The sequence below is a fragment of the Mycobacterium sp. 050272 genome (assembly GCF_039023525.1).
In the GTDB taxonomy this organism is placed as follows: Bacteria; Actinomycetota; Actinomycetes; order Mycobacteriales; family Mycobacteriaceae; genus Mycobacterium.
The window spans coordinates 110,345-133,782 of sequence record NZ_JBCHKV010000013.1 but is presented as its reverse complement, the minus strand read 5'-3'; the positions used below and the strand labels follow the sequence as shown (position 1 = coordinate 133,782).

The window sequence follows — 23,438 nt, the reverse complement described above, 5'->3', positions numbered from 1 at the left end:
CGCTTTGTAAAGCATCCGCTACGTCTTCTGGACGGCCTGCCTACGGCCCTGCATGGAGTGGCGGTATCCGTAGCCGAGATAGATCGCGGTTCCCACCACTAACCACACGCCGAACCGGACCCAGGTCAGGGCGGTGAGGTTGAGCATCAGCCAGATACACGCGCAGATCGAGGCGATCGGCAACAGTGGCACCCACGGCGCGCGGAACCCCCGCTCCAGATCGGGGCGGGTGCGGCGCAGAACGATGACCCCGGCCGAAACCAGGACGAACGCGAACAGCGTCCCGACGTTGACCATCTCCTCGAGCTTGCTGATTGGGAAAACCGACGCCGTCGCCGCGACCACCAGTGCGACCAGCACGGTGATCCGGACCGGCGTCCCGCGCGAGCCGGTCTTGGCCAGCGACCGCGGCACCAAGCCGTCGCGCGCCATCGCGAACAGGACCCGGCACTGCCCGAGCACCAGCACCATCACGACGGTCGTCAACCCGGCCAGTGCCCCGATGGCGATGATCTTGCTCGCCCACCCGATTCCGTTCGCAGTGAATGCGGTGGCCAGGTTTGCCGGCTTGCCGCCGGGGACGGTCTTGAGCTGGGTGTAGGAAACCATGCCGGACAACACGACCGAGACGGCGACATACAGGACGGTGACGACAGCCAGCGACGCCAGGATCCCGCGCGGCACGTCGCGCTGCGGCTGTTTGGTCTCCTCGGCCATCGTCGCGACGATGTCGAAGCCGATGAATGCGAAGAACACGATCGAAGCCCCGGCGAGCACGCCGTACCACCCGTAGTGGCTGCTGTGCGCCCCGGTGAGCAGCGACAGCACCGACTGGTTGATGCCGCTCGCCTCGTGCCCGCTTTCCGGCTTGGGGATGAACGGCGAGTAGTTGGAGCCCTTGATGTAGAAGAGGCCGACCAACACGACGAAGATGACCACCGACACCTTGATGGCGGTGATCACCGCCGAAACCCGGGACGACACTTTGGTGCCCGACGCGACCAGGGTCGCCACCACCGCGACGATCAGCAGCGCACCCCAGTCGATGTTGACCGACCCCACGTCGACTGTGCCACCGCCGAATCCGAACACGGTGCCGAGATAACTGGACCAGCCCTTGGACACCACGGCGGCACCAATTGCCAACTCCAGCAACAGATTCCAGCCGATGATCCACGCGAGGAACTCGCCGAAGGTGGCATAGGAGAAGGTGTACGCGCTGCCCGCGACGGGCAGCGTCGAGGCGAATTCGGCGTAGCACAGCGCCGCCAGCGCGCAGGTGGCCGCGGCGATCAGGAACGAGATCCAAATCGCGGGGCCGGTGATATCACCGGCGGTCGATGCGGTGACCGTGAAGATGCCGGCGCCGATCACCACGGCGACGCCGAAGACCATCAGGTCCCACCAGGTGAGGACTTTGCGGAGTCGAGTATCTGGCTCGTCGGTGTCCTCGATGGACTGTTCGACTGACTTAGTACGCCATCGGTTGGACATTTGCCTGCCTCTCGTTAACGTCAGAAGCCATTGGACCGCACAGTACTGGGTACTCCCCCCGGATGCCGGACTGCGCAACCACGCGAGACCACGCAATAGTCATAGGCGCAAGCATCGCGGGTTTGTGCGCCGCCCGAGTGCTTGCTGACCGGTATTCGCAGGTCAGCGTCTATGAGCGCGACGAACTGCCGAGCACCCCGGCACATCGCGCCACGATTCCTCAGGACCGGCATCTGCATCTGCTGATGGCGCGCGGGGCCAGCGAACTCGACTCCCTGTTTCCGGGCCTGCTCAAGGACATGGTGGCCGCAGGTGTGCCGATGCTGGAAAACCGACCGGACTGCATCCACCTGGGTGCGGCGGGCCATGTCCTCGGGACGGGCCACACGCTGCGCGACGAATTCACCGCCTACGTGCCCAGCCGGCCGCATCTCGAGTGGCAGTTGCGCAGCCGCGTGCGCGACATCGATAACGTCACGATCGTGCGCCGATCCGTCGCCGAGCCGCGGTTCGACCCGGCGCGGCAGCGGGTGACCGGAGTGGTGCTGGACCCCCCTAAGGACGAGGTCGGCGGCGAGCCGGAATTCGTGCGTGCCGACCTGGTGGTCGATGCAGCAGGTCGGGGCACTCGGCTGCCGGTGTGGTTGACACAGTGGGGGTATCAGCGGCCCATCGAGCAGAGCCTGGACATCGGCATCAACTACGCCAGCCACCAGTTCCGCATCCCGGAGGGATTGATCCCGGAGAAGGTGGTGGTGGCCGGCGCCTCCCACGATCAGTCGTTGGGGATGGGCATGCTGTGCTACGAGGACGGCACCTGGGTGCTGACCACCTTCGGCGTGGCCGGCGCGAAACCGCCGACGACGTTCCCGGAGATGGTCGCGCTGGCCATCAAGCTGCTCCCGGCGCACTTCACCGACGCGCTCACCGCGGCCAAACCCGTTGGCACACCGGCATTTCACGCCTTCCCGGCCAGCAAATGGCGCCGCTACGACAAGCTGGACCGATTTCCGGCCGGCATCATCGCGTTCGGCGACGCCGTGGCGAGCTTCAATCCCACCTTCGGGCAGGGCATGACGATGACGTCGCTGCAGGCGGGTCATCTGCGGCGGGCCTTGCAAACCGCGGATGACGACCTGGCCGGCGAGCTCAACCGGGCGACCGCCAAGACGACCTATCCGGTGTGGACGATGAACGCGATCGGCGACTTCGCTTTTCACCACGCCGGCACCAGTGCCCCGGTCCCCTGGTGGTGGCGGCCGTCGGGAGCGCTGTTCGACCAATTCCTCGGAGCCGCCGAGACCGAACCCGTTCTCGCCGAATGGTTTTTACGCCGATTCTCACTGCTCGACAGTCTCTATATGGTTCCGCCGCCGCGGATCGTCGGCCGGACCATCGCGCACAACCTGCGGCTGTGGCTGCGCGAGCGCCGCGAGTCGCGTCAGGCCGCCAGGGAGCGGCCCGTCACAAACCTACGGTCGCCCTGAACAACTTGGCGGGCTGGTGCGCGACCAGCCCGACCGGCCCGTCGTCGGCGGCGACCCACGCCGCCATCCCGCGCTCCAGCGACAACGAGCCGGACTTTCCGTGCACCACCGCGGAACCCTCGGCGCACAACAGGATCTGCGGACCGTCATGGTGTGGTGACGCGTCGACTTCGTGGCCGAGGTGTTCGCCCTCCAGGGTCAGCAGCGCCACCGCGAACTCGTCGGCCGGGGTGTCGTAGATAAGCCCGAGGCCCTCTCGGTGCACATGCGGCCGCAGCTGCGCCTCGGCGGTGGGTGCGAAGTCCAGCACCCGCAGCAACTCGGGCACGTCGACGTGCTTGGGGGTCAGCCCGCCGCGTAACACGTTGTCGGAGTTGGCCATTACCTCGATCGCGAACCCGCGCAGGTAGGTGTGCAGGTTACCGGCCGGGATATAGAGCGCATCGCCCGCGGCCAGGCTGATCCGGTTGAGCAACAACGACGCCAGCACCCCGGCGTCCCCGGGGTAGCGTTCGCCGAGTTCGAGCACCGTTTTGGCCTCAGCCGCGAATTCCGTTGCGCCGGAACTGACGTACTGAATGGCGCCGTCGATCACCGCGGACACCAGCACATCGATGTCGGGCTGAGGCGCGGTGATCCAGGTGGTGAACAGCGCGCGCAGCCCGTCGGCGTCGGACTGGTCGTTCAGCAGTTCGATATAGGGGTCGAGGTCGGTGACGGCCAGCGCCCGCAGCAACTCGATGGTGGCCGAAGCCTGACGGAATCCGGCGAGCGCCTCGAATGAATGCAGGGCCACCAACAATTCGGGCTTGTGCGAGGTGTCGCGGTAGTTGCGGACCGGCGAGGCCACCGGGATGCCCAACTTTTCCTCACGCAGGTAACCCTCGATTGCCTGTTCGGCACTCGGATGCGCCTGCAGCGACAGCGGTTCGTCGGCGGCGAGCACCTTGACCAGGAACGGCAGCACGTCCCCGAACCGTTCGCGCGACGCGGAGCCCAGCTGGCCCTCCGGATCGGCGGTCACCGCCTCCAGCAAGGACAGCTCACCCTGCTCGGTTTCCAGGAAGGCCGGATCCCCCGGGTGCGCGCCGAACCAGAGTTCCGCCTCGGGGTGAGCCGCGGGCACCTGACGCCCGGTGAATTCGGCCAGTGCCGTACGCGATCCCCACGCGTACGTCCGTACAGCACCGCGAAGCAGTTCCACTTTTCTATCTATCCCCGCACCAGTCGCAAGTAAACAGCGGCCATCTCCAGCCGAACGGCCAATACTGCCAGTTGCTGTTCGGGGCGGGTCGCGCCTCCCGGCGCCACCGCCCCGACCAGGCCGCCGGACCCGCCCACGCCGCCGGGAGCTTCGGGCACGTCGTGGGCCGCGATCAGGTAGACCTCGTCCAGCCCGGCCACCCGAGCGGCCACCACCGTCCGGTCGCCGGCCAGCGTGAACGCCAGCACCCGCATTCGCTCGGGCAGCGGCCCGTCGATTTGTTCGTCGTGAAAGAGCGCATCCAGCGGCGCCGCGCCATCACCGACATGGACGGGCTCACGCAGCGCCACCACCGCATCGGCCAGCCCGGTGGCGGCGACCACCTGGTGCGCGATCCGCAGCAGCTGCGAACTGCCATGTCGCGCCAGCGCCAGCGTCGCGAGACAGTCACCTGCCAGTGCCACCGGGTGGTGCGACAAGCGCGCGGCAATGGTCTTGGCCGGGTTGGTGAACAGGTCACGGCTCGCGCTGTTGCGCAGCGCTTCGGCGTCCAGCTCGTCGGCGAGCGCCGGCAGGTCGATGTCCAGTCGGGGGTCCACGGTTTGCAGCGTCGCCAAGCCGGCGGCCAGGTACCGGCACAGGCCGAACTCGTCGGGAAACCACAGCCGCGGCGCCAGCGCCGCGGCGCGCCCGGCGGTGGAGTCGCGCAGCGGACCTTCGTACGGCGCGACGATGGCAACCCGTGCACCGCGGCGCACCCCGGTCGCGGCGGCTCCGACCAGGGCCGGGTCGCCGGGGTCGTCGCCGGCGACGATCAGCACGTCGAGCGGGCCTATCCACGGCGGGGCCTCGCCGACGATCGCGATCGGCGCGGACGCCGCGCCGCCCTGCGTCGCGGCCAGCATCGCCCCGGCCGTCTCGGCGGTGCCCCGCCCGGCCACCCAGATCACGCTGCGTGGCCGGTCGCCGCTGCGCAGCGAGTCCAGCTCGCCCTCCTCGACCGCGGCGGCGATGGCCCGCACCTGCGCACCGGCCGACGAGGCGGACCGCAACAGGCCCTGCCGGTCGGCGGCGATCAGGCCGTCGGTGTCTTCGAGATCGATCGCCCGGGTGGCGTTCACGGCACACCCTCATGGCGCTGCACCTGTCCGGCGATTTCTGCGCTGATCTCGGCGACCATCGCTTCGACGGCCTCGGTGGTGCGGCCCTCCGCATTCAGCCGCAGCAGCGGCTCGGTGTTGGAGGTGCGCAGGTTGAACCAGCTGCCGTCGCCCAAATCCACCGTCACCCCGTCCAGGTGGTCGATGGAGTGGATCCGGCTGCCGAACGACTTCAACACGGCGTCCACGCACTGTGCGGCGTCGGCCACCTTGAAATTGATCTCACCGGACGACTCGTAGCGCTGGTAGTCCGCGGTCAGCTCGGACAGCGGCCGGTCCTGCTCACCGAGAGCGGCCAGTACATACAGCGCGGCCAGCATCCCCGAGTCGGCGCCCCAGAAGTCACGGAAGTAATAGTGCGCGGAATGCTCGCCACCGAAGATCGCACCGGTTTCGGCCATCAGCGCCTTGATATAGGAGTGTCCGACGCGCGAGCGCAACGGTGTACCGCCGCGCTCGACGACCAGCTCGGGCACCGCCCGCGACGTGATCAGGTTGTGGATGACGGTGGCGCCGATTTCGCGGCCGAGCTCCCGCGCGGCCACCAGGCTCGTCACCGTCGATGGAGAGACCGGCATCCCGCGCTCGTCGACCACGAAGCACCGATCGGCGTCGCCGTCGAAGGCCAACCCGATGTCGGCACCCGTCTCGCGGACGTGGAACTGCAGATCCAGCAGGTTGGCCGGGTCGAGCGGGTTGGCCTCGTGGTTGGGAAACGACCCGTCGAGCTCGAAGTACAACGGCAACAACGTGATCGAGTCGATCGGGCCGAGCACCGCCGGTGCGGTGTGACCGGCCATGCCGTTACCGGCGTCGACCGCCACCCGCAGCGGTCGCAATCCGGAGGTCGCCACCAGCGACCGCAGGAACTCGCCGTAGTCCGAGAGCACATCGCGATCGGTGATAGACCCCGGCTCCCCGTCATAGCCTGCGACTCCGGCGATCAGGTCTTCGGTGATCACTTTGAGCCCGGTGTCCGCACCGACGGGCTTAGCGCCGGCCCGGCACAGCTTGATGCCGTTGTAGGCCGCGGGGTTATGACTGGCGGTGAACATCGCGCCCGGACAATCGAGTGACCCCGAGGCGTAATACAGCTGGTCGGTCGAGGCCAAGCCGATCCGCACCACGTCCAGGCCCTGGTTGGTCACTCCGGCCGCGAAGGCAGCGGCGAGCGACGGCGAGCTATCGCGCATGTCGTGTCCGATCACCACGCGGTGCGCGCCTTCGCCGCGCATCAGCGCGGCGAAGGCTGCCCCGACATCGGCAACCAGCGACTCGTCGATCTCTTCGCCGACCAGCCCACGGATGTCATAAGCCTTGATGACACGGTGGACAGTCGCGGCGGGCCGAGACATGCAGGGGCCTCCTTGACGCCGTGGATTGATTTGCCTCTTAGCGTCAGCCTATCGGCCCGAGCGGTCCCCTAGTCGGACGGATCGGGCAACACCCGCAGATGCCCGCGGCGGCGACCGGACCGTTTTTCCGGCGTCGCGAGCAGATGGCTGCTGGGCGCGGTGGCCTGGGCTCCGGTGTGGTGCAGATGCGCAGACGCGGGAGTACCTCCCGCCTGCGGGGGAAATCCGTTCAACGGCATGCCGGTGCCGCCCGCGTGCGGCAAGGACGCCTGGCCCGCACCGCGTTCGCGCACGGCGTCGGCAAGCGCGACCAGGTCGTCTTCATCGGGATTCGTGGGCTCCGAATTCAGCGGCCCGGCGTGGCGCACGAGATCCCACCCCCGGGGGGCCGTGATGCGGCCGGCGTGGCCGACGCACAGGTCCCACGAATGCGGTTCGCGCGCAGTCGCCAACGGGCCCACCACGGCCGTCGAGTCCGAGTAGACGAACGTCAAGGTCGCCACGGCGTAGTGCGGGCACCCTGGCCGGCAGCAGCGACGGGGAACGTTCACGTCGGCAAGGCTATCGTGCGCAAACGCCGCCGAAGCGCCGGACACGCGCATCCGTTCGGGCCACGATGTCCAACCGTTACCATCGGCGCGTGGGTGATTCGCGCAGTTTCCCGCGCAACGGACGGCCGTCGGGCCGCACGCCGGGGCACCGGGCAACTCGGCGCGGGCGCGATATGCGCGGCCCTTTGCTGCCGCCGACGGTGCCGGGGTGGCGCAGCCGGGCCGAACGATTCGACATGGCGGTGCTCGAGGCGTACGAACCGATCGAGCGGCGCTGGCAATCACGGGTGTCGGAACTCGACGTGGCGGTCGACGAAATTCCGCGCATCGCCGCCAAGGATCCGGACAGCGTGCAGTGGCCGCCCGAGGTCGTCGCCGACGGACCGATCGCACTAGCCCGCTTGATCCCCGCCGGGGTCGACGTTCGAGGAAACTCGACGCGAGCGCGAATTGTCCTGTTCCGCAAGCCCATCGAACGACGCGCTAAAGACACCGTCGAACTTGGCGAATTACTGCACGAGATTCTGGTGGCGCAGGTGGCCATCTACCTCGACGTCGAACCGACTGTCATCGACCCGACGATCGACGACGAATAACCCACGCGGGTTCTCGGTCAGATGATGCCGCGTTTGAGGCGGCGTCGCTCACGTTCGGAGAGGCCGCCCCAGATGCCGAAGCGCTCGTCGTGTGCCAGCGCGTACTCCAGGCATTCATGACGTACCTCGCAACCCAGGCAGATCTTCTTGGCTTCGCGAGTCGATCCGCCCTTCTCCGGGAAGAAGGCCTCCGGGTCGGTCTGCGCGCACAGCGCGCGGTCCTGCCATTGGTCCGGAGTCAGTTCGGGCTCCGGCAACGGCTCGGGCTCGAATGCGATTGGCGCATCAGGGACCACGGTCAAGTGGGGTCGGGTAATCGGCGCCGGCGCGGAGCTGATCGTGGCGCGCTCAGTGCTTGGCATGACGCCCCATAGGTGCTCGTAAGACATGCGTCGTACGCCTCCTCAGCTTGGTCTTTGAGAGAGTGGTTGTGTCCCGCTGTTCTGATGTAACAGACAATTCGAACAAGTGATCGAATCTCGGTCTGCGACACCGGAACCGGCCGGCCAACCGGGAAATGACACTGATGTGATTAGACACGGGTTAATCTGCCGGGTCAAGCGTTTCGGCGTATTTCCATACCATCTCGTGATCAGTTTCCGGCGTTTCTGTTATTTCGGCCCTTCGGCGTGTCCATCACAAACGCTCGCCGAAGTCCCCGGCCGGTACTGTCGTCCGGTGTGAAGGTCACCGTTCTGGTCGGTGGGGTCGGCGGCGCCCGGTTCCTGCTGGGTGTTCAACAATTACTCGGGCTGGGTCAGTTCGCAACCGGGGGAGAAACTTCCGACCACGAGCTGACCGCCGTCGTCAACATTGGCGACGATGCCTGGATCCACGGGGTTCGGGTTTGTCCGGATTTGGACACCTGCATGTATACCTTAGGTGGAGGCGTGGACCCGGAGCGCGGCTGGGGTCATCGCAACGAAACCTGGCACGCCAAAGAGGAATTGGCCCGTTACGGCATGCAGCCGGACTGGTTTCAACTCGGCGACCGCGATTTGGGCACGCATCTGGTGCGCACCCAGATGCTCAACGCCGGCTACCCGCTCTCGCAGATCACCACGGCGTTGTGCGACCGCTGGCAACCCGGCGCACGGTTGGTGCCCGCCAGCGACGATCGTTGTGAAACCCATGTGGTGATCACCGATCCGGCCGACGACAGTCGGCGCGCGATCCACTTCCAGGAGTGGTGGGTGCGCTACCGGGCCCACGTGACCACCCACAGCTTCGCGTTTGTCGGGGCTGAAACAGCCAGTGCCACAACCGATGCCCTCGACGCGATCGGCGACGCCGACATCATCATGCTGGCGCCGTCCAATCCCGTGGTGAGCGTCGGCGCGATCCTGGCCGTGCCGGGTATTCGCGGCGCATTGCGGGCGGCTCCCGCACCGATCGTCGGCTACTCCCCGATCATCGGTGGAAAACCGTTGCGCGGCATGGCTGATGCCTGCCTCGAGGTGATCGGGGTCGAGTCCACCGCCGAAGCGGTCGGCAGATATTACGGCGCGCGCGGCGCCACCGGGATATTGGATTGCTGGCTGGTGCACGAGGGTGATCACGCGGACATCGACGGCGTCGCGGTGCGGGCGGTGCCGCTATTAATGAGTGATCCGAAGGCGTCGGCTGAAATGGTGCGGGCCGGTCTGGATATTGCGGGCGTGGCGGCGTGACGGCCGCAGCGAAAGAGCACGGCACCGCCGCGGCCATCGAGATCCTGCCGGTGGCCGGGCTTCCCGAATTCCGCCCCGGCGACGATCTCGGTGCGGCGGTCGCCGCCGCCGCCCCGTGGCTGCGCGACGGCGACGTCGTCGTGGTCACCAGCAAAGTGGTGTCCAAGTGCGAAGGCCGGCTGGTGAGCGCGCCCGAGGACCCCGAGGAGCGTGACGAGCTCCGGCGCAAACTGGTCGACGACGAGGCGGTGCGGGTGCTGGCCCGCAAGGGCCGAACGCTGATCACCGAGAACTCACTCGGGCTGGTACAGGCCGCCGCCGGCGTCGACGGATCCAACGTCGGCCGAAGCGAACTCGCGCTGTTGCCCCTCGACCCCGACGGCAGTGCCGCGGCCCTGCGCGCCGCGCTGCGCGAGCGGCTCGGCGTCGACGTCGCGGTGGTGATCACCGACACGATGGGCCGCGCCTGGCGCAACGGTCAGATCGACGCCGCGATCGGGGCAGCGGGACTGGCTGTGCTGCACGGCTATTCGGGTGCGATCGACGAGCACGGCAACGAGTTGGTGGTCACCGAGATCGCGGTGGCCGACGAAGTGGCCGCCGCGGCCGATCTGGTCAAGGGCAAGCTGACCGCGATGCCGGTGGCCGTCGTGCGCGGGCTGACCGTCGTCGACGACGGCACCACGGCGCGCCAGCTGCTGCGGCCCGGACCCGAAGATCTGTTCTGGCTCGGCACCGCCGAAGCCGTCGAGATGGGCCGGCGCGAAGCCCAGTTGGCGCGCCGGTCGGTGCGCCGGTTCAGCGCCGAGCCGGTGCCACCGGAGCTCATCGAGGCGGCCGTCGCCGAGGCGCTGACCGCGCCGGCCCCGCACCACACTCGTCCGGTGCGGTTCGTCTGGCTGCGCACCGCGGCAACCCGGACCCGGCTGCTCGATCGGATGAAGGACAAGTGGCGCACCGACCTGGCCGGTGACGGAAAGCCGGACGACGCGATCGATCGGCGGGTGGCGCGCGGCCAAATCCTCTACGACGCACCCGAGGTCATCGTCCCGATGCTGGTGCCCGAGGGCGCCCACACCTATTCCGACGATGAGCGCACCGATGCCGAGCACACCATGTTCACCGTCGCGGTCGGCGCGGCCGTGCAGGCATTGCTGGTCGCGCTGGCCGTTCGGGGGGTGGGCAGCTGCTGGATCGGGTCGACGATCTTCGCCGCCGATTTGGTCCGCGCCGAGCTGGAGCTGCCCGCCGATTGGGAGCCGATGGGCGGCATCGCGATCGGCTACCCCGCGGAGCCCGAAGGGTTGCGAGACCCGGTGAATCCCGGAGATCTGCTGATTCGCAAGTGATACTGAGCCGGTGAAGACGTTCGCGGGCAAGGCGGCCGCATCGGCCGACAAGGTTCGCGGCGGCTATTACACGCCGGCGCCGGTGGCACGATTTCTGGCCCGCTGGGTACGCGAGGCCGGACCCCGCATCCTCGAGCCCTCGTGCGGCGACGGCCGGATCCTGCGCGAGCTGGCCGCGCTCAGCGAGCACGTACAGGGCGTGGAACTCGTGTCCGAAGAAGCGCTCAAGGCACGACAATTCGCTCCCGTGGACGCCGCGAATCTGTTCCACTGGATCGCCCGGAACGAGGCGGCCGGCTGGGACGGGGTGGCGGGCAATCCGCCTTACATCAGGTTCGGCAATTGGGCGTCCGGGCAACGGGAGCCGGCACTGGAGCTGATGCGGCGTGCGGGGCTGCGCCCCAGCCGGCTGACCAATGCCTGGGTCCCTTTCGTCGTCGCGAGCACGGTCATGGTGCGCGACGGCGGGCGGGTGGGTTTGGTATTGCCCGCCGAATTGCTGCAAGTCGGTTATGCCGCACAATTGCGCGAATTTCTGCTCGCGCAATATCGCGAAATCACTCTGGTCACATTTCAGCGGCTGGTTTTCGACGGCATCCTGCAGGAAGTCGTGTTGTTCTGCGGGGTGGCCGGTGCCGGGCCCGCGCGAATCCGGACGATCGATCTCGCCGACGCCGACGCGCTCGCGCACGCGAGCCTCGAGGGCCCAGCCGCACCGGCGCTACTGCACGAGAAGGAGAAGTGGACCAAGTACTTCTTGGACCCCGCCGCGATCCGGCTGCTGCGCACGCTCAACCGGTCGGACACGATGACGCGGCTCGGGCGCATCGCCGACGTCGACGTCGGCATCGTGACCGGCCGCAACAGCTTCTTCACCTTCACCGATGCACAGGCCCGCGAGCTGGGCCTGCAAGCACACTGCGTCCCGCTCGTCTCGCGCAGCAGCCAGCTGTGTGGCCTGGTCTACGACACCGATTGCCGGGCAAGCGACATCGCGTCCGGCCAGCGGACCTGGCTGCTCGACGCCCCGGAGCAGCCGGCCGATGCGGCGCTGATCACGCACATCGACGCCGGTGAGGCCGCCGGGGTTCACCTCGGCTATAAGTGCTCGATTCGCGCGCCGTGGTGGCGAACCCCGTCGCTGTGGGTTCCCGATCTGTTCCTGCTGCGCCAGATTCACCTGGCCCCGCGGCTGGCCGTCAACGCCGCCGCGGCGACGAGCACCGACACCGTACATCGGGTGCGGCTGCGGGGCCCCGCCGAAAACCGGGCGGACCCGGCGGCGTTCGCGGCGGTGTTCCACAACAGCGCTACGTTCGCTTTCGCCGAGATCATGGGCCGTAGTTATGGTGGAGGCATCTTGGAACTCGAGCCGACCGAAGCCGAGCAGCTGCCCATTCCCGCCCCGGCGCTGGCCGGCGCCGACCTGGCCGCAGATGTGGACCTCCTGCTGAAGGCCGACGAAATCGAGAAGGCACTCGACACCGTCGACCGTCATGTGCTGATTGACGGGCTCGGCTGGTCACCCGATGTCGTCGCGCAATGCCGAGCGGCATGGCACACGCTGCGCGACCGCCGGACCAGGCGCGGCGCCCGATGAACATCCGCGATTCGGCCATCTCGGTGCTGACCGATTGGCGGGCACCCGACGCGACGCAGGAGTCGCTGCGGCACGCAGTGCTGGCCTTTGTGCACGGTCGCCCCGACGCCTGCCGCCGCGAGTGCGAGGCCGGACATGTCACGGCGTCGGCGATCGTGCTCGACCACACCGGCACCCAGGTGTTGCTGACCCTGCATCCCCGGCTGGGCCGCTGGGTTCAGCTCGGGGGCCACTGCGACGATGACGACGCCGACATCGTGACCGCGGCCCTGCGCGAAGCCGTCGAGGAGTCCGGCGTGCCCGATCTGCGCATCGCACCGGAGCTGGCCGCGATTCACGTCCACCCGGTCACCTGCTCGTTGGGCATCCCGACCCGGCATCTGGACCTGCAATTCGTCGCGCACGCGCCGTCGGACGCGCGGATCGCGATCAGCGACGAATCCGACGACTTGCGGTGGTGGCCGGCCGACGCGCTGCCACCCGGCACGGATTACGCGCTCGCACACCTGGTTTCGCGCGCGACGAGCCGGGCTCAGACGTCGCTGGAGTAGCGGATCCCGCCGTCGGGAATCGAGACACCGGGCCAGACCCGGGCGCCGCGCAACAGCTCGCAGCGCGCACCGATGTCGGCGCCGTCGCCTATCACCCCGTCGCGGATCAGCGCGCGCGGACCGATGCGAGCCCCGAAGCCGACGATCGAGCGCTCGACGACGCTGCCCGCCTCGATCTTGACGCCGTCGAAGATCACCGCGCCGTCCAGCCGCACGCCGGGACCGATCTCGGCGCCGCGCCCGACGACCGTGCCGCCGATCAGCACCGCACCGGGCGACACCGCCGCGCCTTCGTGCACCAGCTTCTCGCCGTGATGGCCGCCCAGCGCGGGGGACGTGACGATGCCGCGCACCAGGTCCGACGATCCGCGCACGAAGTCCTCCGGGGTGCCCATGTCGCGCCAGTAGGTGGCGTCGACGTAGCCGCAGACCTTCACGTCGGGATCCGACAACAACGCCGGGAACACCTCGCGCTCGACCGACACCGGCCGCCCGCGCGGAATCCGGTCGATGATGTTGCGCTCGAAGACATAGGTGCCGGCGTTGATCTGATCGGTCGGCGGATCCTCGGTCTTCTCCAGGAAGGCCAAGACACGGTTGTTCTCGTCGGTCGGCACGCAACCGAAGGCACGCGGATCGCTTACCCGCACCAGGTGCAGCGTCACGTCGGCCTCGTTGGCCCGGTGCGAATCCACCAGCTGGCCGAGGTCGGCGCCGGAGAGCACATCGCCGTTGAAGATCAGCGCGGTGTCGTAACGCAACTTGTCCGCGATGTTGGCGATGCCACCGCCGGTCCCCAGCGGTTCCTCCTCGGTGACGTAGTCGATCTCCAGACCGAGCGCGGACCCGTCGCCGAACTCCGCTTCGAACACCCCGGCCTTATAGGAGGTGCTCAGGATGACGTGCTCGACGCCCGCCGCGGCGATGCGCGACAACATGTGGGTGAGAAACGGCACCCCGGCCGTCGGCAGCATCGGCTTGGGCGCCGAGAGCGTCAGCGGCCGAAGCCGAGTGCCCTTGCCGCCGACCAGAATCACCGCATCCACTGAAGAAATCGCCAACTCAGCGCCGCCCTTCTGAGGACTTCTCGCTACGCTGCCGGCGCGAGTTGCGCACCATCAGAGCCGAGCGCAACGCCAACGAGGCCCGCAACACCCAGCGCAGCGGGGCCAGCCACCAACCGGTGTGCCGGTCCGCCAGAAAGATATAGGTGCTGCGGTGATGCGCCGCGAGGTGGCTGGCCGGATCGTCCCCGGTGGAATGGCCCTTGTGGTGCAGCACTTCGGCGGACGGCACATAGACGTTGAGCCAGCCGGCCTTGCCGAGCCGATCGCCGAGGTCGACATCCTCCATATACATGAAGTAGCGCTCGTCGAATCCGCCGATCTGGCCGTAGGCCGAACGGCGCAGCAGCAGACACGATCCCGAGAGCCAGCCCACCGGCCGTTCGCTGGGCTCGAGCCGCTCCTGGCGGTAGGCCGCCGTCCACGGATTGCGCTTCCAGAACGGCCCGATCACCGCGTGCATGCCGCCGCGGATCAGGCTGGGCAGATGGCGCGCCGACGGATACACCGAGCCGTCGGGGTCGTGGATCAGCGGGCCCAGCGCCCCGGCCTGAGGCCAGCGGGCAGCGGCCTCGAGCAGCGCGTCGATGCTGTTCGGGCCCCACTGCACGTCGGGGTTGGCCACCAGCACCCATTCGTCGATCTCCCCGCGTTCGGACAGGTGCTCGATCGCGCGGTTGACCGCGGTGCCGTACCCGAGATTGCCTCCGGTGCTGAACAGCCGCACGTTGGGATAGCGCTCGACCGCCGCCTGCGGGGCGCCGTCGGTGGAACCGTTGTCGGCCAACAGGACGCTGACCGGACGCTCGGTCGCCAGCGACAGCGAAGCCAGAAAACGTTCGAGGTGGTGGCCCGGCGAGTAGGTCACCGTCACGACCGGCAGGACGTCAGTCACGCGTAGAGGTTATCGGTCGTTCGGCCGGGACAGGCTCCCGCGACGCGGCCAGCGCGGCGACAAGCGCAGGGCGCCAGGGCCGCAGCGGCGTCATGCCCGCCGCCGCCGACTGCCGGCTCGACAGCGCGGAGTAGGTCGGGCGGGGTGCGGGACGGGGAAATTCGGCGGTGCTCACCGGGTTCACCCGCTCGGGGTCGGCGCCGCATTCCTCGAACACCGCGCGGGCCAGCCCGAATCGCGAGACTGCGCCCTCGTTGGCGGCGTGCAGGATCGGCCCGGGCACGCCGTCGTCGGCGATCTGGAGCAGTGCGGCGGCCAAATCGGCGACGTAAGTGGGCGAGCCGACCTGGTCGTCGACGACCTTGATCGGCCCGTCACCGGCAGCGAGCTTGCGCATGATCGCGACGAAGTCCTTGCCGGTGCCGCCGGTGTACACCCAGGCGGTGCGGACCACAGCGCACTGCGAGGCCTCCGGCAGCGCCGCCAGCACGGCGACCTCGCCGGCGCGCTTGCTGCATGCGTAGACGCCGCGCGGCGAGGTCTCGTCGCCGGGTTCGAACGGATGGGGATCGGCGTAATCACCGGCGAAAACGAAGTCGGTCGAGACGTGGATCAGCCGGGCGCCGGCCCGCGCGCAGGCCCGCGCGATGTGCGCCGGCGCGGCCTCATTGACCGCGTACGCGCGCGCTTCGTCGCTCTCGGCGCCATCGACATCGGTGTAGGCAGCGCAATTGATCACGACATCTCCGCTTGTCACGATCGCCTCGGCGGCGGCCGGGTCGGTGATGTCCCACTGCGCGGACGTCAGCGCGAGGACGTTACGCCCCTGCTCAACGCCTCGGGCCGCCAAACACCCGCCCAGCTGGCCACCGGCTCCGGTGACAACGATCCTGCCCGACATGGTTCGAGTCTGGCATGTCCGGGAAAGCTCGGGCCACGCCGCCGCTGGCTACCCGGGAAGCGACTGTGTCGCAAGTAACCTAGTGTGATGCCTGTGCATCGTGTGGTTCGTGTTGTTGCCACTGTGCTAGCCGTCGTCGTCGTTCTCGGCACTGGCGTGGCGTGGAACAACGTCCGAGCATTCGAAGACGGCATCTTTCACATGTCGGCCCCCTCGCTGGGCAAGGGCGGCGACGACGGCGCGATCGACATCCTGCTGGTCGGCCTGGACAGCCGCACCGACGCGCACGGCAACCCGTTGACCGCCGAGGAGCTGGCGACGCTGAAGGCCGGTGACGAGGAAGCCACCAACACCGACACCATCATCCTGGTCCGGATACCGAACAACGGTAAGTCGGCCACCGCGATCTCGATTCCGCGCGACTCCTATGTGGTGGCGCCCGGTCTGGGCAAGACGAAGATCAACGGCGTCTACGGCCAAACCCGGGAAGCCAAGCGGACCAACCTGGTCAAGGCCGGCGATTCGGCCGAGGACGCCGCCACTCAGGGAACCGAGGCCGGCCGCGAGGCCTTGATCAAGACCGTCGCCGACCTCACCGGCGTCACCGTCGACCACTACGCCGAGATCGGGCTGCTGGGCTTCGCTTTGATCACCGATGCGCTCGGCGGCGTCAATGTGTGCCTCAAAGATGCTGTATACGAACCACTTTCGGGTGCAGACTTCCCGGCCGGTCCGCAAAAGCTGGACGGCGCAGAGGCGCTCAGCTTCGTGCGTCAGCGCCACGACCTGCCGCGCGGTGACCTCGACCGGGTGGTACGCCAGCAGGTCGTGATGGCGTCGCTGGCCCACCGGGTGATCTCGGGCCAGACGTTGTCCAGCCCCGGCACGCTGAAAAAGCTGGAGGCCGCGGTGCAGCGCTCGGTGGTGATCTCCCAGGGCTGGGATGTCATGGATTTCGTCCAGCAGCTGCAGAAGCTGGCCGGCGGTAACGTCGCCTTCGCGACGATCCCGGTGCTCGACGGGGCCGGCTGGAGCGACGACGGCATGCAGAGCGTGGTGCGGGTGGACCCACACCAGGTTCAGGACTGGGTGGCCGGCCTGTTGCACGACCAGGATCAGGGCAAAACCGAACAACTCGCCTACACACCCGCCAAGACCACCGCCACCGTCGTCAACGACACCGACATCAACGGACTGGCGGCCGCGGTGTCAGATGTGTTGAGCTCCAAGGGATTCACCACCGGTGCGGCGGGAAACAACGACGGCGGCCACGTCAAATCCAGCCAGGTGCGGGCCAACAAGCCCGACGACATGGGAGCCCAGGAAGTCTCCAAGGAGCTGGGCGGGTTGCCCGTCGTCGCAGATGCGTCGCTGGCGCCGGGATCGGTCCGGGTGGTGCTGGCCAACGACTACACGGGACCGGGCTCGGGCCTGTCCGGCGGCACGACCGCCCCGGCACGGGTGACGAACCAATCGGCCACCGATCCGAATGTTCCCGCGCCCTCACCGATCCTGACGGCCGGCAGTGACAAGCCGGAGTGCATCAACTGACCACGCTATCCGGGGCGATCCTCGATCCGATGCTGGCCGCCGAGCCGGTCGGCCCGCGCATCACCTATTACGACGACGCCTCCGGCGAGCGCATCGAGTTGTCCGCGGTGACCCTGGCCAACTGGGCGGCCAAGACCGGCAACCTATTACGCGATGAGTTGGGGGCGGGCCCGGCCAGCCGGGTGGCGATCCTATTGCCGGCGCATTGGCAGACCGCGGCGGTCCTGTTCGGGGTGTGGTGGATCGGCGCCGAGGCGGTGCTCGACGGGCCGGCCGACCTGGCACTGTGCACCATCGAACGGCTCGACGAGGCCGACGAGGCGGTCGAACCCGGTGGCGAGGTCGCGGTGTTGTCGCTGGATCCGTTCGGTCGTCCCGCGCCCGATCTGCCGATCGGCGTCACCGACTACGCCACCGCGGTGCGGGTGCATGGCGACCAGATCGTCGCCGAACGCCATCCCGGCCCCGCGCTGGCCGGCCGCTCCGTCGAAGAAGTCCTGGCCGACTGCGAAAGCTCGGCGGCGGCAAGGGGTTTGACGGCCAAGGACCGGGTGCTTTCCACCGCCGCGTGGCCGGGCCCCGCCGAGTTGGTCGACGGCCTGCTGGCGATCATGTCCGTCGGCGCCTCGCTGGTGCAGGTGGCCAACCCCGATCCGTCGGCAATGCAGCGCCGTGTCGAGACCGAAAAGGTCACCCGCGTCCTCTGACAGGACATATTGATATCGCTATACATTGATGTAAATTTCGTGGAAGCATGAAGTGGACGGCGCGAGAACTGGGCTGTTCGCGCCACCGACAGAACTACTATCTGATAATGGTTGTCATTAACATCTGTGGCGGGAGAAGGGATCAGGCGATGGCGGTATACGGGCTACTGGCAAAGGCGGCCGGAACGGTGTTCACCGGTCTGGTCGGAGTGACCGCCTACGAGGTCGTCCGTAAAGCCGTGGCTAAAGCGCCGCTGCACCAGACCGCCGTGGCGACCGCGGAGCTCGGATTGCGCGGCACCCGCAAAGCCGAAACGGCCGCGGAGTCGGCGCGTCTGCGGCTCGCCGATGTGATGGCCGAAGCCCGCGAGCGCGTCGGCGAGGAGGCACCCACTCCGGCCGTCGGCGAAGTGCATGATCACGAGCACTGATCGCTCGCCATGAGCCTCGCGATCCTTGAAGACATCGCAACTCCCAAAGACCCTTGCATCGAAATACTTTCGGACGCGGCCGGCCGCATGCGTGTCCGCGTCGATTGGGTGCGCTCGAGCTCGCGGCGGGCCGTCGCGGTGGAAGAGGCCGTGGCCAGGCAGACCGGCGTGCGCGCCGTGCACGCTTACCCGCGCACCGGATCGGTCGTCGTCTGGTATTCCCCGCGCCGCTGCGATCGCACCGAGGTGCTGGCCGCGATCGGTGATGCCGAACATGTTGGCACCGAACTGATTCCGGCGCGCGCACCACATTCTTCGGAGATCCGCAACTCCGACGTGCTGCGCATGGTGATCGGCGGCCTGGCGCTGAGCCTGCTCGGGGTGCGCCGGTACGTGTTCGCCCGGCCACCGCTGCTCGGCGCGAGCGGACGGGTGGTCGCCACCGGCGTCACGATCTTCACCGGCTACCCGTTCCTGCGCGGCGCGCTGCGTTCGCTGCGATCCGGCAAGGCCGGTACGGATGCGCTGGTCTCTGCCGCGACCGTCGCGAGCCTGATCCTGCGCGAGAACGTGGTCGCGCTGACCGTGCTGTGGCTGCTCAATATCGGTGAGTACCTGCAAGATCTGACGTTGCGCCGGACCCGGCGGGCCATTTCGGAGCTGCTGCGCGGCAGCCAGGACACGGCGTGGATCCGGCTGCCGGACGGCAACGAAGTCCAGGTCCCGATCGACAGCGTCGAGATCGGCGACGAAGTGGTGGTGCACGACCACGTCGCGATTCCGGTGGACGGCCAGGTCGTCGACGGCGAGGCCGTCGTCAACCAATCCGCGATCACCGGGGAAAACCTGCCCGTGAGCGTCGGTGTGGGCACCCATGTGCACGCCGGGTCGGTCGTGGTGCGCGGACGCGTCGTAGTGCATGCCGAGGCGGTCGGCAAGCAGACCACAATCGGGCGCATCATCACCCGCGTCGAGGAGGCCCAGCACGACCGGGCCCCCATCCAGACGGTCGGCGAAAACTTCTCTCGCCGTTTCGTTCCCACCTCGTTCATCGTCTCGGCGATCACGCTGGCGATCACCGCAGACGTGCGGCGTGCGATGACCATGCTGTTGATCGCCTGTCCGTGCGCGGTGGGCTTGGCCACCCCGACCGCGATCAGCGCGGCGATCGGCAACGGCGCGCGACGCGGCATCCTGATCAAGGGCGGATCGCACCTCGAACAGGCCGGGCGGGTCGACGCGATCGTGTTCGACAAGACCGGGACACTTACGGTCGGACGTCCGGTGGTCACGAATATCGTTGCCATGCATAAGGATTGGCAACCCGAGCAAGTTCTGGCATATGCGGCCAGCTCGGAGATCCATTCGCGACATCCACTGGCCGAGGCCGTCATCCGCTCCACCGAGGAGCGTCACATCAGCATCCCGCCGCACGAGGAGTGCGAGGTGCTGGTCGGCCTGGGCATGCGGACCTGGGCCGACGGACGCACCCTGCTGCTGGGCAGCCCGTCGTTGCTGCAGGCCGAGAAGGTCAAGGTGTCCAAGAAGGCCAAGGAGTGGGTCGACAAGCTGCGCCGCGAAGCCGAGACCCCGCTGCTGCTCGCGGTGGACGGCATACTGGTCGGCTTGATCAGCCTGCGCGACGAAGTCCGGCCCGAAGCCGCCGAGGTGCTAATGCAGTTGCGCGCCAACGGGATTCGCCGCATCGTCATGCTCACCGGCGATCATCCGGACATCGCCCGGGTGGTCGCCGACGAGCTGGGGATCGACGAGTGGCGCGCCGAGGTCTTGCCGGAGGACAAGCTCGAGGTGGTGCGCGATTTGCAGGGCGAGGGCTACATCGTGGGCATGGTCGGCGACGGCGTCAACGACGCCCCGGCGCTGGCGGCCGCCGACATCGGAATCGCGATGGGGCTGGCCGGAACCGACGTCGCCGTCGAAACCGCCGACGTGGCGCTGGCCAATGACGATCTGCACCGCCTGCTCGACGTGCGCGATCTGGGCGCCCGGGCAGTCGAGGTGATCCGGGAGAACTACGGCATGTCCATTGCCGTCAACGCCGCCGGGCTGATTGTGGGCGCGGGCGGGGCCCTGTCCCCCGTGCTGGCCGCGATTCTGCACAACGCGTCGTCGGTTGCCGTGGTGGCCAACAGTTCTCGCCTGATCCGCTACCGCCTCGCCTGAAGGCCGGCCGCCGGCCGAGCATTGCCGGGGTCTTTCGGCCGGTTAGCCGAAGCCGGCAGTAGCTGCTTGTTCAGCAGGCGCTTGAGCACCTTTCCGCCCGCGTTGCGGGGCAACTCGTCGACGAACAGCACATCACGCGGAATCTTGAAGCGCGCCAGGCGGTTTCGGATGTATTCCTGGACATCGTGCTCGGTCAACGATGCGCCAGGCCGCCGCACGATGTAGGCGCGCAGACGCTGGCCGAACTCTTCGTCGTCAACGCCGATCACCGCTACGTCCGCGATGTCGGGGTGGTGTTCGAGCGCATCCTCTACCTCACCCGGGTACACGTTCTCCCCGCCGGAGACGATCATCTCGTCGTCGCGTCCGTCGACGAACAGCCTGCCTGCCCGGTCGAAATGACCGACATCGCCGGTGGATATCAGGCCGTGGACCGACTCCTTTTCGCCGCCGGTGCTGTATCCCTCGAAGGCCAGGATGTTGCCGACGAAAATCCGCCCCGTCGTTCCCACGGGTGCTTCCCGCCCGTCGTCGGTGTAGACCTTGACCACCGATCCGGGCGCCACCGAACCGACGCAGCCCGGCTCGGCGGCCAGATCGGCGGGCGTGGCGATGGTCGCGTAGGCGACCTCGGTCGAGCCGTACATGTTGTAGACCACGGGGCCGAATGCCTCGAGCGCACGGGTGGCCAGCGCGGCGCCCAGCTGGGAGCCACCGATAAACACGATGCGCAGCGACGACAGATCGTGTTCGGCCAGCGCCGCCGGGCCCAGATCGAGGATGCGCCGCAGCATAGTGGGAACGACGATCATGGCACTGGCACGATGTGCGGCCACGCTCGCCACGGCCTGCTCGGGATCGAAGTGGCGGCGCAGCACCAACGTCGAGCCCAGCACCGTCGCGTACATCGCCTGGCTGAATCCATTCGAATGAAACAGCGGCACACAGCATTCGGTGACTTCGCGGCCCCGGAAGGGCACTTTGCCGAGCAATCCGCCGACCGGGATCAGCGAGTAGGGTTCGGACCGTACCGCGCCCTTGGGGACGCCGGTCGTCCCGCTGGTCGAGATGACGATCTTGGGACGGCCGCCCGAAGGCGGCGGCGCGGCGGGATCGCCGCGTTCGATCAGCCCGTCGAGCGTGTCGGCCGCGGGCGTTTGCGCCCACGCGCGCAGGCGGCCCAGCCTGGGGTGAACGCCCGCGACGACGGTGGCGTATTCCTCGTCGTACACCAGCAGGTCGGCGCCTTCGCGGGCCACCATCTCGGCGAGTTGCACGCTGCCGAAGCCGGTGTTGAGCAGCAGGATGCTCGCGCCGCATTTGCCGGCGGAAAAGACCGCTTCCAAAAAGCCGCGGTGGTTGCCCACCAGGATGGCCACGCTGGTACCCGGGCCGAGACCTAGGCGGCGCCACTCGTTGGCCAATGCGTTGGTCCGCCTGTCCAGGTCGCCGAAACTGAGCGGACCGTGCTCGTCGATCAGCGCCAACCCCTTGGGGTCTCGCCCGGCGGTGATCGCCGTCGCCGCCCCCAGCAGGCCGTAGCGTTGCACCGCACGCAGCACCGGCACGATCGCACTCGGCGGAATCAACCTCAGTCCGCCAGATCGCGCGTACCACAACAGCGAACGGGCTTCCAGCCCGAGGCGTCTGATCATTACCTGGATGCTGCCCGGGCGGGCGGTCGTTGATAAGGGCGTTATGCCACTGCGCCCGAGGTCTTTGGTCACCGCCGCAGCGCTCGTCGTTATTGTGTCTAACCATGGCACGCAGCGACAACGACACCTGGGACCTGGCGACGAGCGTAGGGGCCACCGCCACCATGGTGGCCGCCGGACGGGCCCGGGCCACCAAGGACGAGCTGATCGACGACCGGTTCGCCGAGCCGCTGGTGCGCGCCGTGGGCGTCGACTTCTTCACCCGGTGGGCCAACGCCGAGATCGACTCGGCCGACGTCGACGAGCCCGGTGCGCCGTGGGGCATGCAGCGCATGACCGACCTGCTGGCGGCGCGCACACGCTACATCGATGCGTTCTTCGCCGACGCGGCCGCCGCGGGCATCCGCCAGGTCGTCATCCTTGCCTCCGGCCTGGATGCGCGCGGATACCGACTGCCCTGGGCTGCGGGAACGACGGTGTTCGAGATCGACCAGCCCGAAGTCATCGAGTTCAAGACCACCACGATCGAAGCGCTCGGCGCCAAGCCGACCGCCGAGATCCGGGCCGTGGGGGTCGACCTGCGCCACGATTGGCCGTCGGCGCTGAAGCAGACCGGGTTCGATACCGCCCAACCCGCCGCGTGGGCTGCGGAGGGCCTGCTCGGCTTCCTGCCACCCGAAGCCCAGGATCGCCTGCTGGACAACATCACCGCACTGTCCGCCGACGGCAGCCGGCTGGTGGCCGAGGTATTTCTCAACACCGGCCGCAATCAGAACGCGTTGAACGGCGCCAGCCAGCGGTGGCGAGACCACGGACTCGACGTGGTGCTCGACGATCTGGGTTTTCCCGGTGAGCGCAGCGATGCCGCCACGTATCTGGCCGATCGCGGCTGGCAGCCGGTCAACACCCCGCTGAATCGGTTGTTGGCCGACAACGGATTACCGCAGCAGCCCGACGGTGACGACGCCCCGTTCGCCAAGAATTACTACTGCACCGCAGTTTTGCACCAGGCCGGGTAACAGGAAGGCTCCGA

21 protein-coding genes are annotated in these 23,438 nt (G+C 68.0%); 11 read left to right on the top strand and 10 right to left on the bottom strand.

Going from position 1 to position 23,438, the window contains the following annotated elements; genetic code table 11:
* Positions 1-18: 18 nt before the first annotated feature.
* Entirely contained in the window at positions 19-1,494 is a 1,476-nt protein-coding gene (locus AAHS21_RS22490; protein ID WP_342929757.1) for an amino acid permease, read from the bottom strand.
* 95 nt (positions 1,495-1,589) lie between these two features.
* Here AAHS21_RS22490 and AAHS21_RS22485 point away from each other — a divergent pair, with 95 nt between their 5' ends.
* Positions 1,590-2,981: an oxidoreductase gene (locus AAHS21_RS22485; protein WP_342929805.1), complete on the top strand. Its 1,392-nt coding sequence runs from the start codon at positions 1,590-1,592 to the stop codon at positions 2,979-2,981.
* Here the strand turns inward: AAHS21_RS22485 and manA are convergent.
* The 4 genes from manA to AAHS21_RS22465 all read right to left on the bottom strand — a co-directional run bounded on the left by manA (position 2,959) and on the right by AAHS21_RS22465 (position 7,251).
* On the bottom strand, positions 2,959-4,185 hold the full coding sequence (gene manA, locus AAHS21_RS22480) for a mannose-6-phosphate isomerase, class I (RefSeq protein WP_342929756.1): 1,227 nt from the start codon (positions 4,183-4,185) through the stop codon (positions 2,959-2,961). The genes AAHS21_RS22485 and manA overlap by 23 nt on opposite strands.
* Positions 4,186-4,193: 8 nt before the next feature.
* On the bottom strand, positions 4,194-5,306 hold the full coding sequence (locus tag AAHS21_RS22475) for a TobH protein (RefSeq protein ID WP_342929755.1): 1,113 nt from the start codon (positions 5,304-5,306) through the stop codon (positions 4,194-4,196).
* Entirely contained in the window at positions 5,303-6,700 is a 1,398-nt protein-coding gene (locus tag AAHS21_RS22470; protein WP_342929754.1) for a phosphomannomutase/phosphoglucomutase, read from the bottom strand. Before AAHS21_RS22470 ends, AAHS21_RS22475 begins: the two co-directional genes overlap by 4 nt.
* A 68-nt stretch (positions 6,701-6,768) precedes the next feature.
* A complete protein-coding gene (locus tag AAHS21_RS22465) occupies positions 6,769-7,251 on the bottom strand; it encodes a DUF3499 domain-containing protein (RefSeq protein WP_342929753.1) in 483 nt (160 codons plus the stop codon).
* 173 nt (positions 7,252-7,424) lie between these two features.
* Between AAHS21_RS22465 and AAHS21_RS22460 the strand changes: the two genes are divergently transcribed.
* Entirely contained in the window at positions 7,425-7,847 is a 423-nt protein-coding gene (locus AAHS21_RS22460; protein ID WP_025737691.1) for a metallopeptidase family protein, read from the top strand.
* A gap of 17 nt (positions 7,848-7,864) precedes the next feature.
* On the opposite strand, the gene AAHS21_RS22455 is transcribed toward AAHS21_RS22460, so the two are convergent.
* Entirely contained in the window at positions 7,865-8,236 is a 372-nt protein-coding gene (locus tag AAHS21_RS22455; protein WP_341477073.1) for a WhiB family transcriptional regulator, read from the bottom strand.
* A gap of 291 nt (positions 8,237-8,527) precedes the next feature.
* Here AAHS21_RS22455 and cofD point away from each other — a divergent pair, with 291 nt between their 5' ends.
* The 4 genes from cofD to AAHS21_RS22435 are packed head-to-tail and all read left to right on the top strand — an operon-like array spanning position 8,528 to position 13,017.
* Positions 8,528-9,517 carry a 2-phospho-L-lactate transferase gene (cofD, locus tag AAHS21_RS22450; protein ID WP_342929752.1) on the top strand — a complete coding sequence of 330 codons (990 nt, stop codon included), beginning with the start codon at positions 8,528-8,530 and terminating at the stop codon, positions 9,515-9,517.
* The gene (locus AAHS21_RS22445; protein WP_342929751.1) at positions 9,514-10,866 is read left to right on the top strand and encodes a coenzyme F420-0:L-glutamate ligase; all 1,353 of its coding nucleotides are present in this window, start codon (positions 9,514-9,516) and stop codon (positions 10,864-10,866) included. The genes cofD and AAHS21_RS22445 overlap by 4 nt, the downstream gene beginning before the upstream one ends.
* A 10-nt stretch (positions 10,867-10,876) precedes the next feature.
* On the top strand, positions 10,877-12,466 hold the full coding sequence (locus AAHS21_RS22440; protein WP_342929750.1) for a class I SAM-dependent methyltransferase: 1,590 nt from the start codon (positions 10,877-10,879) through the stop codon (positions 12,464-12,466).
* The gene (locus tag AAHS21_RS22435) at positions 12,463-13,017 is read left to right on the top strand and encodes an NUDIX domain-containing protein (RefSeq protein WP_342929749.1); all 555 of its coding nucleotides are present in this window, start codon (positions 12,463-12,465) and stop codon (positions 13,015-13,017) included. The genes AAHS21_RS22440 and AAHS21_RS22435 overlap by 4 nt, the downstream gene beginning before the upstream one ends.
* Here AAHS21_RS22435 and AAHS21_RS22430 read toward each other — a convergent pair.
* From AAHS21_RS22430 to rfbD, 3 genes are read right to left on the bottom strand one after another with little or no spacing between them, the layout of a single operon-like run.
* Positions 12,999-14,078 (bottom strand): NDP-sugar synthase, encoded by a 1,080-nt coding sequence (locus tag AAHS21_RS22430; RefSeq protein WP_342929748.1) that lies wholly within the window; start codon positions 14,076-14,078, stop codon positions 12,999-13,001. The genes AAHS21_RS22435 and AAHS21_RS22430 overlap by 19 nt on opposite strands.
* A gap of 1 nt (position 14,079) precedes the next feature.
* Positions 14,080-14,976 (bottom strand): glycosyltransferase family 2 protein, encoded by an 897-nt coding sequence (locus AAHS21_RS22425; RefSeq protein ID WP_342929747.1) that lies wholly within the window; start codon positions 14,974-14,976, stop codon positions 14,080-14,082.
* Positions 14,969-15,877, bottom strand: a complete 909-nt coding sequence (gene rfbD / locus AAHS21_RS22420; protein ID WP_342929746.1) for a dTDP-4-dehydrorhamnose reductase — start codon at positions 15,875-15,877, stop codon at positions 14,969-14,971. Before rfbD ends, AAHS21_RS22425 begins: the two co-directional genes overlap by 8 nt.
* An 87-nt stretch (positions 15,878-15,964) precedes the next feature.
* On the opposite strand from rfbD, the gene AAHS21_RS22415 reads away from it, so the two are divergent.
* From AAHS21_RS22415 to ctpC, 4 genes are all read left to right on the top strand, one after another.
* Positions 15,965-17,428: an LCP family protein gene (locus tag AAHS21_RS22415; protein ID WP_342929745.1), complete on the top strand. Its 1,464-nt coding sequence runs from the start codon at positions 15,965-15,967 to the stop codon at positions 17,426-17,428.
* On the top strand, positions 17,416-18,135 hold the full coding sequence (locus tag AAHS21_RS22410; protein ID WP_342929744.1) for a TIGR03089 family protein: 720 nt from the start codon (positions 17,416-17,418) through the stop codon (positions 18,133-18,135). Before AAHS21_RS22415 ends, AAHS21_RS22410 begins: the two co-directional genes overlap by 13 nt.
* Positions 18,136-18,284: 149 nt before the next feature.
* Positions 18,285-18,566 carry a DUF1490 family protein gene (locus AAHS21_RS22405; protein ID WP_342929804.1) on the top strand — a complete coding sequence of 94 codons (282 nt, stop codon included), beginning with the start codon at positions 18,285-18,287 and terminating at the stop codon, positions 18,564-18,566.
* A 9-nt stretch (positions 18,567-18,575) separates the two neighbouring features.
* A complete protein-coding gene (gene ctpC / locus AAHS21_RS22400; RefSeq protein WP_342929743.1) occupies positions 18,576-20,750 on the top strand; it encodes a manganese-exporting P-type ATPase CtpC in 2,175 nt (724 codons plus the stop codon).
* On the opposite strand, the gene AAHS21_RS22395 is transcribed toward ctpC, so the two are convergent.
* A complete protein-coding gene (locus tag AAHS21_RS22395) occupies positions 20,735-22,405 on the bottom strand; it encodes an AMP-binding protein (RefSeq protein WP_342929742.1) in 1,671 nt (556 codons plus the stop codon). The genes ctpC and AAHS21_RS22395 overlap by 16 nt on opposite strands.
* A 104-nt stretch (positions 22,406-22,509) precedes the next feature.
* Between AAHS21_RS22395 and AAHS21_RS22390 the strand changes: the two genes are divergently transcribed.
* Positions 22,510-23,424, top strand: coding sequence for a class I SAM-dependent methyltransferase (locus AAHS21_RS22390; protein ID WP_342929741.1), 915 nt, complete (start codon positions 22,510-22,512; stop codon positions 23,422-23,424).
* Positions 23,425-23,438: the final 14 nt, after the last annotated feature.

Excerpts from the sequence above, each read along its gene's own strand:
- AAHS21_RS22460 (WP_025737691.1), top strand. The coding sequence starts at position 7,425 with ATGCGCGGCCCTTTGCTGCCGCCGACGGTGCCGGGGTGGCGCAGCCGG.
- AAHS21_RS22390 (WP_342929741.1), top strand. The coding sequence starts at position 22,510 with ATGGCACGCAGCGACAACGACACCTGGGACCTGGCGACGAGCGTAGGG.
- AAHS21_RS22395 (WP_342929742.1), bottom strand. The coding sequence starts at position 22,405 with ATGATCAGACGCCTCGGGCTGGAAGCCCGTTCGCTGTTGTGGTACGCG.
- rfbD (WP_342929746.1), bottom strand. The coding sequence starts at position 15,877 with ATGTCGGGCAGGATCGTTGTCACCGGAGCCGGTGGCCAGCTGGGCGGG.
- AAHS21_RS22435 (WP_342929749.1), top strand. The coding sequence starts at position 12,463 with ATGAACATCCGCGATTCGGCCATCTCGGTGCTGACCGATTGGCGGGCA.
- AAHS21_RS22415 (WP_342929745.1), top strand. The coding sequence starts at position 15,965 with ATGCCTGTGCATCGTGTGGTTCGTGTTGTTGCCACTGTGCTAGCCGTC.
- AAHS21_RS22470 (WP_342929754.1), bottom strand. The coding sequence starts at position 6,700 with ATGTCTCGGCCCGCCGCGACTGTCCACCGTGTCATCAAGGCTTATGAC.
- ctpC (WP_342929743.1), top strand. The coding sequence starts at position 18,576 with ATGAGCCTCGCGATCCTTGAAGACATCGCAACTCCCAAAGACCCTTGC.
- AAHS21_RS22490 (WP_342929757.1), bottom strand. The coding sequence starts at position 1,494 with ATGTCCAACCGATGGCGTACTAAGTCAGTCGAACAGTCCATCGAGGAC.
- AAHS21_RS22405 (WP_342929804.1), top strand. The coding sequence starts at position 18,285 with ATGGCGGTATACGGGCTACTGGCAAAGGCGGCCGGAACGGTGTTCACC.
- AAHS21_RS22455 (WP_341477073.1), bottom strand. The coding sequence starts at position 8,236 with ATGTCTTACGAGCACCTATGGGGCGTCATGCCAAGCACTGAGCGCGCC.